This window comes from Ramlibacter alkalitolerans, assembly GCF_016722765.1.
Classification (GTDB): Bacteria; Pseudomonadota; Gammaproteobacteria; order Burkholderiales; family Burkholderiaceae_C; genus Ramlibacter; species Ramlibacter alkalitolerans.
Window position 1 is genome coordinate 242,995 of sequence record NZ_JAEQND010000005.1, and the last position, 12,561, is coordinate 255,555.

Genomic DNA, 12,561 nt, shown 5'->3' on the forward strand with positions numbered 1-12,561 from the left:
CTCCCTCCCCCGCCGGGGGAGGGCCGGGGTGGGGGCGCTCCCCGAGACAAATGCGCGCCTTCGTAGCATCATCGCGATCCCCCACAGCTCCAACGACCAGGAGGATCGATGACGCGCTCCCTCATCGCGGCCACTGCCATGGCCTTCGCCGCCGCCGGCGTGCAGGCGGCCGGCTTCAAGCTGGAAAGCCCGGACATCAAGGCGGGCGGCACGATGGACAAGAAGTTCGAGGCCAACGTGTTCGGCTGCGGCGGCGAGAACAAGTCGCCGGCGCTGAAGTGGAGCGGCGCGCCCAAGGACACCAAGAGCTTCGCCGTGACGGTGTACGACCCGGATGCGCCGACCGGCTCCGGCTGGTGGCACTGGTCCGTCATCAACATCCCGGCCAACGTCTCCGACCTCAAGCCCGACGCCGGCAACGCCAGCAACGCCAACCTGCCGCAAGGCGCGCGCCAGGTGCGCATCGACTACGGCACCGCAGCCTGGGGCGGCGCCTGCCCGCCGCCCGGCGACAAGCCGCATCGCTACGTCTTCACCGTGTACGCGCTCAAGACCGACAAGCTCGACATTCCGCAGGACGCAACGGCGGCGCTGGCCGGCTTCATGATCAACGCCAACAAGATCGACAAGGCCAGCTTCACGGCCAAGTACGGCCGGCCCAAGGCCAAGTAAGCCCGGCGCGCAAGGGGCGCGGCACAATGGTCCGGTGAAGCGCCCCGTCAGCCCTTCCGAAACGACGCCCGAGCTCGAGCGGCTGCGCCTGCGCAGCATCGCCGTGGCGGCGCTCGCACTGGTAGGGGTGCTCTACCTGCACCTGCTGTCGGCGCTGTTCGCCGGCCTCGCCGGCTTCGTGCTGTACCGGCGCGTGCGCGACTTCACCGGGCCGGCGCAGGGATCCTGGAAGACCCGCGCGCTGCGCTGGGTGATGGTGACGATCGCGGTGGCGGGGCTGGCCCTGCTGTTCGCCGCCGGCGCCGAACTGCTGTTCAAGTCGGGCGGCCTCGGCCGGCTGATGGACCTGGTGGCCGACACGCTCGACCAGTTGCGCGCCACGGCCCCGGGCTGGGTCGTCTCCCGGCTGCCCGAATCGGCCGACGCGGTGCAGCATGCCGTCAGCCGCTGGCTGCGCGAACACTCCGGCGAGATGCAGCGCTGGGGCGCCGAGGCCCTGAAGATCCTGGTGCACATCATCCTGGGCCTGGCGATCGGCCTGATGGCGGCCACGGCGGCACGCAATGCCGATGCCGGCCAGGTGCGGCGTCCGCTCACGCACCTGGCGCAGGCGCGCATGCTGCAGCTGGCCAACGCCTTCGGCGACGTGTTCTCGGCCCAGCTGCGCATCTCGCTGATCAACGCGGCGCTCACGGCCGTCTACCTGCTGGTGCTGCTGCCCGCCCTGGGCTACCGCATCCCGCTGGCGCCGACGCTGGTCGGCTTCACCTTCTTCGGCGGGATGATCCCCATCGTGGGCAACCTGCTGTCGAATTCGGCGATCACGATCGCGGCGCTCACCGTCTCGGTGTGGCTGGGCGTGGCGTCGCTGGTGTTCCTGGTGGTGATCCACAAGCTGGAGTACTTCCTGAACGCGCGCATCGTCGGCGGCCGCACCAACGTGCCGACCTACGCGATGCTCACTTCCATGCTGCTGCTGGAATCGGCCTTCGGCATGGCGGGCCTGGTCGCCGCACCGGTCTTCTGCGCCTGGCTCACGCGCGAGCTGCGGGATGGGGAGTGGGTGTAGGGGTGTGGTGACGCGCGTCATCGCCGGAACGCCTAGGCTGGTGGTGAACCGCGAAGCGCGTGAACCCCAGCGATGCTAAGCGCTGGGGTTCGGCCTGCGGCGCTCACCGCCAGCCTACGGGAGCCCCTCGGCGAAACGTCAGCCCGCCTGCCGCAGATGCCACGCCTTCGTCCGCGTGAAGGTCTGGATCCCGTACTTCGACAAGGTCAGGCCCACGCCCGAATCGCCCACGCCGCTCCACGGCAGGCGCGGGCTCACGCGGTCGCAGCAGTTCCAGTAGACGCTGCCCGCATGCACCTGCGAGAGGATGCGGCGGGCCCGCGCCTCGTCGGGCGTGTAGACGCCGGCCGTGAGCCCGTAGCGCGTGTCGTTCATCAGCCGGATGGCCTCGGCGTCGTCGCGCACCTTCTGGATGCCGATCACCGGGCCGAAGCTCTCCTCGCGCATGATCTCCATCGTGTGGTCGACGTTCACGACGACGGTCGGTTCGAACCAGTTGCCCGCGCCGCCGCCGACGCGCCCGCCGGTGAGCACGGTGGCACCCCGCGCGCGCGCGTCCGCCACCTGCGCGGCCAGCACGTCCAACTGCGGCCTGCGGGTGAGCGGGCCGATGTAGGTGTCCTCGCTCATGGGATCGCCCATGCGGAAGCCGCCGACGGCCTGCACGAAGGCCTCGACGAAGGCGTCGTGGATCTTCTCGTGCACGTAGATGCGCTCCACCGAGCAGCAGCTCTGGCCGGTGTTGTACATGGCGCCATCGGCCAGCGATTCGGCCGCGGCCTTCGGGTCGGCGTCCTCGCACACGTAAGTCGGGTCCTTGCCGCCCAGCTCCAGCTGCAGCTTGAGGAAACGGCTGCCCACCGCCTCGGCGATGCGCCGGCCGGTGCCATGCGAGCCGGTGAAGAACACGCCGTCCACGTCCTGCGCCAGCAGCGCGGAGCCGACCTCGCCGGCGCCCACCACGCAGGCCATCACCTGCTGCGGCACGCCGGCCTCGTGCAGCAGGCGCGCGATCTCCAGCCCCGTGAGCGCGGAATACTCGGAAGGCTTGTACAGCACCGCATTGCCGGTCGCGAGCGCCGGCAGGATCACGTTGCAGCCGACGAACCACGGGTAGTTCCAGGCCGAGATGTTGGCGATCACGCCCAGCGGCACGTGCTCGATCTGCTCGCGCATGCCGCCTTCCTCGTACACGGTCTCCGGCGCGATCGAGCGCTCGCACTCGGCCAGGAAGAAGTCGATGCGCGGCAGCAGGCCGTTCAGCTCGTTGCGCGACATGCGGATCGGCTTGCCGGTCTCGCGCGTCATGGTGACGGCCAGTGCGTCCAGTTGCGCGACCACGGCGGCGCGGAAGGCGCGCAGGCACTCCAGGCGCTCGGACAGCGGCCGCGCCGCCCACGCGGGCTGGGCCGCGCGCGCGGACTGCGCCTTGGCCGCCACGCTGGCGGCGTCGTCCGCGGGCAGGGTGGCGATCCGTTCGCCGTTGGCGGGATTGCGGATGTCGAGGGTGCTCATGGTCGGTTGCGGGCCGTGCGCGCGGCGGCCAGGAAGTCGCGCAGCAGCGGCGTGTCGTCGATCACGCCCAGCTCCGGGCGATGGAACTCGGGGTGCCACTGCACGGCCGCGACCCACGGGCCGCCGCTGTGCCGGATGGCCTCGATCACGCCGTCCTCGGGCGAGACAGCCTCGACCACGAAGCCGGGCGCGACGTCCTTGACGCCCTGGTGGTGCACGCTGTTGATCTTGTGCCGACCGGCCTGCAGCAGCTCCGCCAGGCGCGTGTCGCCCAGGATGTCGACCTGGTGGAAGTTCAGGTCGTAGATCTCGGCGTCGCGGTGCACCAGCGCCCCGGGCTTCTGGGTGCGGATGTCCTGGTACAGGGTGCCGCCATGGGCCACGTTGATCAACTGCATGCCGCGGCAGATGCCGAACACCGGCTTGCCGGCGGCGCTGAAGGCCTGGACCAGCGCGATCTCGTATTCGTCGCGGATGCGGTCGCCGTGCCACTCGGGGCGCAGCGGCTGCTCGCCGTAGCTGCCGGGCCAGACGTCGGCGCCGCCGTGCATCACCAGGCCGTCGAGCCAGCCGGCGTAGTCCTGCACGCTGACTTCGCCGCGGAAGGTCTCGCCGTCGAAGGACGGCACCATCACGGGCAGCGCGCCCTCGGACATCACCCAGTGCGCGGTGGACTGCTCGATCCACAGCAGGGTCTTGGAAGGTGCGGCCTTGCGCTCGCCGTCGGGGTGGAAGAAGCAGGCGCTGATGCCGATCTTCAATCTGTCGTTTGTCATGGGAACATCAATTCAACAGCCGGACGCAGAGGACGCAAAGAGTACGCAGAGAACGCGAAAGGCAAGCCACTTCAAGGATTTTTTTTGCGTCCTTTGCGTACCCTTTGCGTCCTCTGCGTCCGGAAGTCCGACTTCCATTCACATCGCCGCCAAGAACAGCCGCTCGAAATCCGCCGCCGTCACCGGCCGCGGGTTGGTGTGGTGGCAGATGTCCTTCACCGCGATGTCCACCAGCCGGGGCAGCTGCTCCTGCTTCACCCCATGCGACGACAGCGTGCCGGTGATGCCGATCTGCTGCTTCAGGTGCCCCAGCCAGCGCACGAAGCCCGGGCCGCCGCCACCGACCCGGCAGACGTGCGCCAGTTCCTCGAACTTGTCCGGCGCCGCCTCGATGTTCCAGCCCAGCACGGTCTCGATCATCAGCGCGTTCGCCAGGCCATGGTGCATGTCGCACACCGCGCCCAGCGCATGGGCGCAGGAATGCACCGCGCCGAGGTCCTTCTGGAACGCGATGGCGCCCATCATGGAAGACATCATCATGTCGCTGCGCGCCTCGATGCTGGCCGGCTCGCGCACCGCGCGCACCAGCGAGCGGGCGGCGATGCGCGTGCCTTCCAGCGCGATGCCGTCGCACAGCGGGTGGTACGCCGGCGACAGGTAGCTCTCGATGTTGTGGGTGAGGGCGTCCATGCCGGTGGCGGCGGTCACCTGCGGCGGCAGGCCGACCGTGAGCTCGGGGTCCGCGAACACTTTCCGCGCGAGGATCTTCGGGCTGAAGATCACGCGCTTGAGGTGCGTCTCGTCCTCGCTGATCACGGCGGAGCGGCCCACTTCGGAGCCGGTGCCGGCGGTGGTGGGCAGGGCCACGAAGTACGGCAGCGGGTTGGTGAGGGCGCGCACCTGCGGGTGGTCCCACGCGTATTCGAGGATGTCGCCATCGTGCGTCGCCGCCACGCCGACCACCTTGGCCACGTCGAGGGCGGCGCCGCCGCCGATGCCGATCACGCAGTCGGCGCGGTGCGTCTTGTACGCCGCCGCGCCGGCCATCACCTGGCCGGCGGTGGGATTGCCGAACACGCCGCCGAACACGAGCACGTCCAGCCCACCCAGGTGCGACTGGAACTCCGCCAGCGCGGGCAGCGCCGCGAGGCCGCGGTCCGTCACGATCAGCGGCCGCCGCAGGCCCTGGTCCTGCAGGTGCTGCGCGACCTCCCTGCGTGCGCCCGGCCCGAAGCGGATGTCGGTCGGAAAGGAAAAACTCGAGAGGCTCATCTCAGGTCCAGGTACATGTGGTTCTTGGCGTAGGAGCGGCCGCCGACGCGGATCGCGTCCGGCTCGACGCCGATCGACTGGAAGCCGGCCTGCGCGTACAGCGAAAGCGCGGAGGCGTTGCCTTCGGTGACGGTGAGCACCAGCGACTGGATGCCCGCCGCCCGCGCATGCGCCACCAGCGCGTCGAGCAGCGCCCGGCCGACCCCGCGGCCGGCCACCTCGGGGGCGACATACATGCCGACGACGGTCGCCTTGTGCCGGTTCTTGGCGCGGCGCTCGCGGTCGAGGGCCAGCATGCCGTGCATCGCAGCGCCTTCGAAGGCGCCCCAGGCCGTGAAATCCGGGGAGGCGATCCGCTGGGCTGCCATGGCCGGGGGCTGGGCCGCGTCCTCCTCGTAGCTGGAAGTGAAGGCCTCCGGATGCTCGCGCAGGGCACGCAGGCGCAGCGTGCGGTACGCGACCGCGTCGGCGGCAACCAGGCGTCGGACCTCCATGATCAGACGATCTCGAAGTAGCGGCGCAATTCCCAGTCGGTCACGGCGTCCTGCCACTGGCGCCATTCCCAGTCGCGGGTGGCGGCGAAGTGGTCGACGAAGGTGTCGCCGAGCCAGTCGCGCGCGATCTGCGATTCGCGGAACACCCGCGTGGTCTCGATCAGCGTGCGCGGCGCCCGCGGCACGTTCTCGCCGCCGACGTTGGTCCCGGTGATGGGCGGCGTGGTGAGCTTGAGGCCCTTCTCCACGCCGTGCATGCCGGCGGCGATCACCGCCGCCATGGCCAGGTAGGGATTCACGTCGGAGCCGGGGCAGCGCGTCTCCAGCCGCGTCGCCTTGGGCGAGCCCGCCAGCACGCGGAAGCTCGCGGTGCGGTTGTCGATGCCCCAGGTCGGCTTCACCGGCGCCCAGAAGCCGTCGACCAGCCGCTTGTAGCTGTTGATGGTGGGCCACAGCATCGGCCCGAAGTCCATCATGCAGGCGACCTGGCCGGCCAGGTAGCTCTCGAACAGCGCGCTCATCCTGCGCGACGACTCGCCGTCGTAGAAGAGGTTGGCCTTGCCGTCCGACAGGCTCTGGTGGATGTGGCCGCTGCAGCCCGGGTACTTGGGGCTCCACTTGGCCATGAAGGTGGGCATGATGCCGAAGCGCTTGCCGATCTCGCGCGCGCCGGTCTTGAACAGGATGGCGCGGTCGGCCTGCTCCAGCGCGGTGGAAAAGCCGATCGCCGCCTCGTACACGCCGGGCCCGGTCTCGGTGTGCAGGCCCTCGATCGGCACGCCGAAGGCCAGCATCTCGTCCATCAGCGCGTTGAAGAAGCCGGGGTTGTCGGCCATGCGCAGGATCGAGTAGCCGAACATGCCGGGCGTGATCGGCTCCGGCGGCTGGCCGTTGCGCGCGGCCCAGGTCTGCGGCGTGTCGCGGAAGTTGAACCACTCGAATTCCATGCCGCACATGGGCTGGAAGCCGAGCTTCTCGGCCCGCGCGAGCACGCGCTTGAGGGTCTGCCGGGGGCACAGCGGATGCGGCGAGCCGTCCTCGTTGACGAACTCGCCGAGGAAGAAAGGCACGTCGTTGTCCCAGGGCACGTTGCGCGCCGTGCCCAGGTCGATGCGCGCCAGCGCGTCGGGAAAGCCGTGCTGCCAGCCGGTGACCTGCGTGTTGTCGTAGGTCACGTCGTGCATGTCCCATCCCAGCACCACGTCGCAGAAGCCGAAGCCGCCTTCCGCCGCGCCCTCGAACTTGTCGACGTGCAGGAGCTTGCCGCGCAGCACGCCGTCGATGTCGCTCACGGCGACCTTCACCTTGCTGGCGTGGCTCTTGCGCAGCTTGTCCAGGGCGGGATGTTGCATGGCCGGGGGCGCTCCATCAGTGCACTCGCGTCTGCTATCTTGACAGCCTTCGCCGCGGCTGTGTGGCGTCACCCCGTGGAGGAGTTTCCTTGCCCGCAGCGATGATCCTGACCTGGCCCGTGGTCGCGGCGGTCCTGTGCGGCGCCCTGCTGCACGCGGGCTGGAACGCGGTCGTGAAGGCCAGCAGCGACAAGGCCCTGGACACCGCGGTGATCCACACCCTGGCCTCGCTGGTGGCCCTGCCATTGGTGTTCGTCGTCGGCCTGCCGCGTGCAGCCGCCTGGCCCTACATCCTCGCCTCGGTCACGATCCACATCGGCTACTACATCGCCCTGGTCGGGGCCTACAAGCACGGGGAGCTGGGGCTCACCTACCCGCTGATGCGCGGCACGGCGCCGCTGCTGGTGGCACTGTCCGCGACGGCCATGTTCGGTGAATCGCTGTCGCCGCTGGCCTGGGCCGGCGTGCTGGGCGTGAGCTGCGGCGTGCTGGCGCTGGGCCTGTCGCGGCATGCCATGGATTCGCCGCGCGCCGTGGCGTTCGCCCTCGCCAACGCGGTGGTGATCGCGCTCTACACGGTGGTCGACGCGCTGGGCACGCGCGTTTCCGGCGATGCGCTGCAGTACGTGGCGGGGCTGTTCGCGCTGGAGGGCTGGCCCTTCGGCCTGATGGTGCTGGCGCGCCGGGGCTGGGCGCGGGCCTGGCCCTACGCGCGGCAGCGCGCGCCGATCGCGCTGGTCGGCGCCTGCGCATCGCTGGCCTCCTACGGCATCGCGCTGTGGGCCATGACGCGCGCGCCGGTCGCCACCATCGCGGCGCTGCGCGAGACCTCCGTGCTGTTCGCCGCCCTGCTGGGCACCTGGCTCCTGAAGGAGGCATTCACGCTGCGGCGGGCCATCGGCACGGCGGCCATCGTGGCCGGCGTCATGGCCTTGAGGCTCGGCTGAGCCAGGGCGCTCGCGGGGAAACCCGGAGCCCGATTCGCGAGGACGTGGGGTCGCCGGCCCACTGCCGCATCGCCGGCTCGAATGTTGAGCTGAATACATTGCGGCCCCCGCGCCGCCTGCGTAGGATGGTCTGCATCCTTCATCCTCAAGGGAGGTTTCTCTCGTGCCAACCAATCGCGACATCGCCTCGCGCCGCACGGTGGCCCTCGTGGGCCCCAGCGCCGCAGGCAAGACCAGCCTGGCCGAAGCCTTGCTGTGGAAGGCCGGGGCGGTGGGCGCACCCGGCAGCGTCGAAAAGGGCAGCACCGTGTCCGACCACGACCCCCTGGAAAAGAGGGCCCTGCGCTCGCTGAACACGACGCTGCTGCACTTCACGCACCGCGACATCACCACCCACCTCGTCGACACGCCTGGCGCGCCCGATTTCCTCGGCCAGTCGCTGCCGGCGCTGGAAGCGGTGGAAACGGCCGCCATCGTGATCAACGCCTCGACCGGCGTCGAGCCGATGGCGGTCCGCATGATGGAATGGGCGAAGCAGCGCGAGCGCGACCGCATCATCGTGGTCAACAAGATCGATGCGCAGGGCGTCAACCTGGAGGCGCTGCTGCAGGACATCCAGGCCGCCTTCGGCCGCGAATGCCTGCCGGTGAACCTGCCTTCGCAGAAGGGCGAGGCGGTGCTGGACTGCTTCTGGAAACTGAAGGACGACGGCCCGCCGCCCGACTTCTCCTCGATCGAGCAGGCGCATCGCGCGCTGGTCGAACAGGTGGTGGAAGTCGACGCAGCCTTCGTCGAGCGCTACCTCAACGAAGGCGACGTCGATCCGGCCGAACTGCACGCACCGCTGGAGCAGGCGCTGCGGGAAGGACACCTGGTGCCCGTGTGTTTCGTTTCGTCGCGCACCGGCGCGGGCGTGCCGGAACTGCTGGACGTGATCGAGCGGCTGCTGCCCGATCCCACCGAAAGCAATCCCCCTGCCTTTCTCGAAGGCGAGGGCGATGCGGCCAGGCCGATCGAGGCCGTCGTCGACCCTGACAAGCACGTGCTGGCGCACGTGTTCAAGATCACGCAGGACCCGTACGTGGGCAAGATGGGCGTGATCCGCGTGCACCAGGGCAGCGTCACCAAGGACAGCCAGCTCTATGTCGGCGACGGGCGCCGGCCGTTCAAGGTCGGCCACCTGTTCATGCTGCAGGGCAAGGAGCTCAAGGAGGTGGCCAAGGCCGTCCCCGGCGACCTGTGCGCCATCGCCAAGGTGGAGGAACTGCACTTCGACGCGGTGCTGCACGACGCCGCCGAGGATTCGCACATCCACCTCAAGCCGCTGGAGTTCCCGGTGCCGGTGCACGGGCTGGCGATCATGCCCAAGCGGCGCGCGGACGAACAGCGGCTGCACGACATCCTGCAGAAGCTGATCACGGAAGACCCCTGCCTGAAGGTCGAACACGTCGCCACCACCAACGAGACGGTGGTCTACGGCCTGGGCGAACTGCACCTGCGCACGCTGCTCGATCGGCTGCAGGAGGTGCACAACTGCCAGGTCGAGACCCGGCCGCCGCGCATCGCCTACCGCGAGACCATCACCGCCAATGCGGAAGGCCACCACCGCCACAAGAAGCAGACCGGCGGCGCCGGCCAGTTCGGCGAGGTGTTCCTGCGCATCGAACCGCTGCCGCGCGGCAGCGGCTTCCAGTTCGCCGACGAGGTCAAGGGCGGCGCGATCCCCAACAACTTCATGCCGGCGGTGGAGAAGGGCGTGCGCGCGGCGATGGAAGAAGGCGTGGTCGCGGGCTATCCGGTGGTGGACCTCAAGTGCATCGTCTACGACGGCAAGCACCACACGGTGGACAGCAAGGAAATCGCCTTCGTCACCGCCGGCAAGAAGGCGCTGCAGGCCGCGGTGCAGGCCGCGCGGCCCTGCGTGCTGGAGCCGATCGTGAACGTGGAGATCACGGCGCCCGAGGCCGACATGGGCGACATCACCGGCGATTTGGCCTCACGTCGCGGCCAGGTGAGCGGCACCAAGGGCGATACCGCGGGCACGCTGACGGTGATGGCGCAGGCACCGCTGTCGGAGCTTGCCAGCTACCAGTCGCGCCTGAATTCGCTGACCGGCGGCCAGGGCCGCTACACGATCGCGTTCAGCCACTACGAGCCGGTGCCGCCGACCGTGCAGCAGCAGCTGGCCTCGCAGTACAAGCTGAAGGACGAAGGGTAAAGCCGTCATCCCCGCGGAGGCGGGGACCCAGGGCTTTCCAAGCAAAAGCGGCCGTCGGCCGCTTTTGTTCCTCTGGGCCCCCGCCTGCGCGGGGGTGACGGGATGGGTGCGCGGAGTGACGGCCTTGGGGCCCCCGCCTGCGCGGGGGTGACGGAATGGGTGCGCGGGGTCAACGGAATGGGTGCGCGCGGTGACGGCGCTGGCGCTACCGCCCGTGGCCGCGGCCGTGCCAGCCGCCACCCTGGCCCTGCACCCCGGGCTGCTGCTGGTCGACGGTGCCTTGCTGACGCTGCCAGCCACGCTCGCCGCCGCGTTCGCGGTGCGCCGGCGCCACGCGTTGCGGCTGCGGTTGCTGCACCGGCCGCACCTGCTGCTGCGGCACCGGCACGGCCTGCTGCGGCGCGGACTGCACGAGGGGGCGCACGGGCTGCGTGAACTGGCGCGGCGGCGGCACGTTGCCGGCCTCGCGCTGCTGCTGCTGGCGCTGTTCACGCTGCTGGCGCCACGCCTCGCGCTGGGACGGGTCCCGCTGCGCCTGCTCGCGCAGCGCCTGGATGCGGCCGGCGTGGTCCTGCTGCTGGCGCAGCACCTGCTCCTGCTGCTGGCGCAGCGCCTCACGCTGGCCGCGCAGGTCCTGCGGGGTTCGCCCGCCTTCCGCCTGGCGCTGCTGCTCGCGGGCATTGCGTTCGGCGTCGCGCTGCAGCCTGTCCTGCTCGCGCTGGGCCCGGAACTGCTCGCGCACCGCCGGCGATGCTTCGCGGCCGCCGAAGAAACGCGGCGCCACGCCCGGCTGCAGGCCGGCCGGCGGGCTCGCCTGCAGGCGCGGGACCGGACGCTGGACATCGGGGCGCTGCCGCTCCGGACGCGCCGGCACGACGTTCATGATGGCGTGGCCGATCGACTGCGAATTCAAGGGCTGCCAGTGCCGGTACACCGGCCGGCCGCGGCGGAAGTCGTCCTCCCCGACGGCCGTGACGGCGAACGGCCGGTTGCGCCACTGGTGGTTGCTGAAGTTGCGCGGATGCGTGTTCAGGTTGATGTTGAAGTTGGCGAAGCCCACGTAGCGCGGCGAGTGGCGGAAGGCGGGCCACCATGCTTCGCCGGGTGCGAGCGGATACCAGCCCACGGCCGGCCCGGAACCGACCGCCAGCCGCGTGCCGCCGCCACCGAGGAACACCACCAGCGCCGGCGAATACACCGGCCGGTGCGCCAGCCGCCCGGGCACCCAGGCCCAGCGGTTCGCGACCATGGTCCAGCGGCCGTAGTGGAAGGGCGCGAAGCCCCAGGGCGCGTCGTCGATCCAGGTCCAGCCCCAGGGCGAGATCCAGCTCCAGTGGCCGTAGCGGTAGGGCGCCCAGTTGGCCACCTGCACGGTGGGGTACCAGATCGCGCCGTAGTTCGGGTCCTGGCTCCAGGTGCCGTACGGATCGAGCTGCGCGTAGCCCACCACGCCGCGCGGCACGTAGCGCGCGGCCACCGACTGGTCCTCGGCGCGATTGCGCTCGGCGGCCCAGACGGAGAAGTCGTCCTGCACGTAGCCCGGCCCCTGCACCTGCGCCAGGAAGCGGCCGGCGAAGCTGGCGTTCTGGCCGGCGCCCATCTGGATGGACTCGCCGCCTTCGCCGAAGACGGAGCCGTAGCCGCTTTCCACCGTGACCCGCGTTTCGCCGCTGCGTGCATCCACGTCGATGCGGTAGTCACCGGGCTGCATCGCGCGGAACGCGAGGTTGGGCGTGTCGACCTCGACGTTCTCGCCCTGCGAGACGTCGCGCACCCGCACGTTCAGCGTGCCTTGCTGCAGGATCACCTTGAGCGCGCGTTCATCGAGGTCGTTCACGCCAAGGTGGCTTTCGCCGTCGAGGTGCAGCGTGGTGGTGCCCACCTGCATCTCGGCGCGGGCGCCCCGGTCCGTCCACAGGCGGTCGCCGGCGGTGATGGGGCGGTTGGCGGGCAGGTCCGTCCATTCTTCGTCGCCCTGCGGCGCGAAGACCACGCCGCCCTGCCGATAGCTCACGTAGCCCACGCGCGCCGGGGGGTCCTGCGCATCCTGCACTTCCTGCGCGAAGGCAGCGCCGGCCACGCCCACCAGCACGATCGCGGCGAGCCAGAAATAGCGCCAGAGGCGGCGCTGGTGCAAGGTGGTCATGGCGGGTTGCAGACGGGACTTCATGGTCTCTCCCTCAACGCGCCAGCGTGAACTCCTGCTGTGAACGCCCCGTAAATTCCGCAACCTGCCGCATGAGCGA

Annotated in this window: 10 protein-coding genes; 4 read left to right on the forward strand and 6 right to left on the reverse strand. The window is 70.2% G+C overall.

Annotated features, from left to right (window positions below; all coding sequences use genetic code 11):
- The first annotated feature begins 138 nt into the window (after positions 1-138).
- Positions 139-672 (forward strand): YbhB/YbcL family Raf kinase inhibitor-like protein, encoded by a 534-nt coding sequence (locus JI746_RS10545; RefSeq protein ID WP_330892987.1) that lies wholly within the window; start codon positions 139-141, stop codon positions 670-672.
- A 34-nt stretch (positions 673-706) separates the two neighbouring features.
- Complete coding sequence (locus tag JI746_RS10550) at positions 707-1,741, forward strand: AI-2E family transporter (RefSeq protein WP_201689256.1); 1,035 nt, start codon at positions 707-709, stop codon at positions 1,739-1,741.
- Positions 1,742-1,879: 138 nt separating this feature from the next.
- Here the strand turns inward: JI746_RS10550 and JI746_RS10555 are convergent, their stop codons facing one another.
- The 5 genes from JI746_RS10555 to JI746_RS10575 form a co-directional block, all read right to left on the reverse strand.
- Positions 1,880-3,256: an aldehyde dehydrogenase family protein gene (locus JI746_RS10555; RefSeq protein WP_201689258.1), complete on the reverse strand. Its 1,377-nt coding sequence runs from the start codon at positions 3,254-3,256 to the stop codon at positions 1,880-1,882.
- Positions 3,253-4,032, reverse strand: coding sequence for a gamma-glutamyl-gamma-aminobutyrate hydrolase family protein (locus JI746_RS10560; RefSeq protein ID WP_201689260.1), 780 nt, complete (start codon positions 4,030-4,032; stop codon positions 3,253-3,255). The genes JI746_RS10555 and JI746_RS10560 overlap by 4 nt, the downstream gene beginning before the upstream one ends.
- A gap of 138 nt (positions 4,033-4,170) precedes the next feature.
- A complete protein-coding gene (locus JI746_RS10565; protein WP_201689262.1) occupies positions 4,171-5,304 on the reverse strand; it encodes an iron-containing alcohol dehydrogenase in 1,134 nt (377 codons plus the stop codon).
- Positions 5,301-5,798: a GNAT family N-acetyltransferase gene (locus JI746_RS10570; protein ID WP_201689266.1), complete on the reverse strand. Its 498-nt coding sequence runs from the start codon at positions 5,796-5,798 to the stop codon at positions 5,301-5,303. The genes JI746_RS10565 and JI746_RS10570 overlap by 4 nt, the downstream gene beginning before the upstream one ends.
- A gap of 2 nt (positions 5,799-5,800) precedes the next feature.
- Positions 5,801-7,150 (reverse strand): glutamine synthetase family protein, encoded by a 1,350-nt coding sequence (locus JI746_RS10575; protein ID WP_201689270.1) that lies wholly within the window; start codon positions 7,148-7,150, stop codon positions 5,801-5,803.
- 89 nt (positions 7,151-7,239) lie between these two features.
- On the opposite strand from JI746_RS10575, the gene JI746_RS10580 reads away from it, so the two are divergent.
- Together JI746_RS10580 and fusA are read left to right on the forward strand one after the other, a co-directional pair.
- Positions 7,240-8,097, forward strand: coding sequence for an EamA family transporter (locus JI746_RS10580; protein WP_236599742.1), 858 nt, complete (start codon positions 7,240-7,242; stop codon positions 8,095-8,097).
- A 163-nt stretch (positions 8,098-8,260) separates the two neighbouring features.
- A complete protein-coding gene (gene fusA, locus JI746_RS10585) occupies positions 8,261-10,315 on the forward strand; it encodes an elongation factor G (RefSeq protein ID WP_201689271.1) in 2,055 nt (684 codons plus the stop codon).
- 205 nt (positions 10,316-10,520) lie between these two features.
- On the opposite strand, the gene JI746_RS10590 is transcribed toward fusA, so the two are convergent.
- Entirely contained in the window at positions 10,521-12,485 is a 1,965-nt protein-coding gene (locus JI746_RS10590) for a DUF6600 domain-containing protein (protein ID WP_201689272.1), read from the reverse strand.
- Positions 12,486-12,561 lie beyond the last annotated feature (76 nt).

Excerpts from the sequence above, each read along its gene's own strand:
- JI746_RS10560 (WP_201689260.1), bottom strand. The coding sequence starts at position 4,032 with ATGACAAACGACAGATTGAAGATCGGCATCAGCGCCTGCTTCTTCCAC.
- JI746_RS10570 (WP_201689266.1), bottom strand. The coding sequence starts at position 5,798 with ATGGAGGTCCGACGCCTGGTTGCCGCCGACGCGGTCGCGTACCGCACG.
- JI746_RS10545 (WP_330892987.1), top strand. The coding sequence starts at position 139 with ATGGCCTTCGCCGCCGCCGGCGTGCAGGCGGCCGGCTTCAAGCTGGAA.
- JI746_RS10565 (WP_201689262.1), bottom strand. The coding sequence starts at position 5,304 with ATGAGCCTCTCGAGTTTTTCCTTTCCGACCGACATCCGCTTCGGGCCG.
- JI746_RS10555 (WP_201689258.1), bottom strand. The coding sequence starts at position 3,256 with ATGAGCACCCTCGACATCCGCAATCCCGCCAACGGCGAACGGATCGCC.
- JI746_RS10575 (WP_201689270.1), bottom strand. The coding sequence starts at position 7,150 with ATGCAACATCCCGCCCTGGACAAGCTGCGCAAGAGCCACGCCAGCAAG.
- JI746_RS10590 (WP_201689272.1), bottom strand. The coding sequence starts at position 12,485 with ATGAAGTCCCGTCTGCAACCCGCCATGACCACCTTGCACCAGCGCCGC.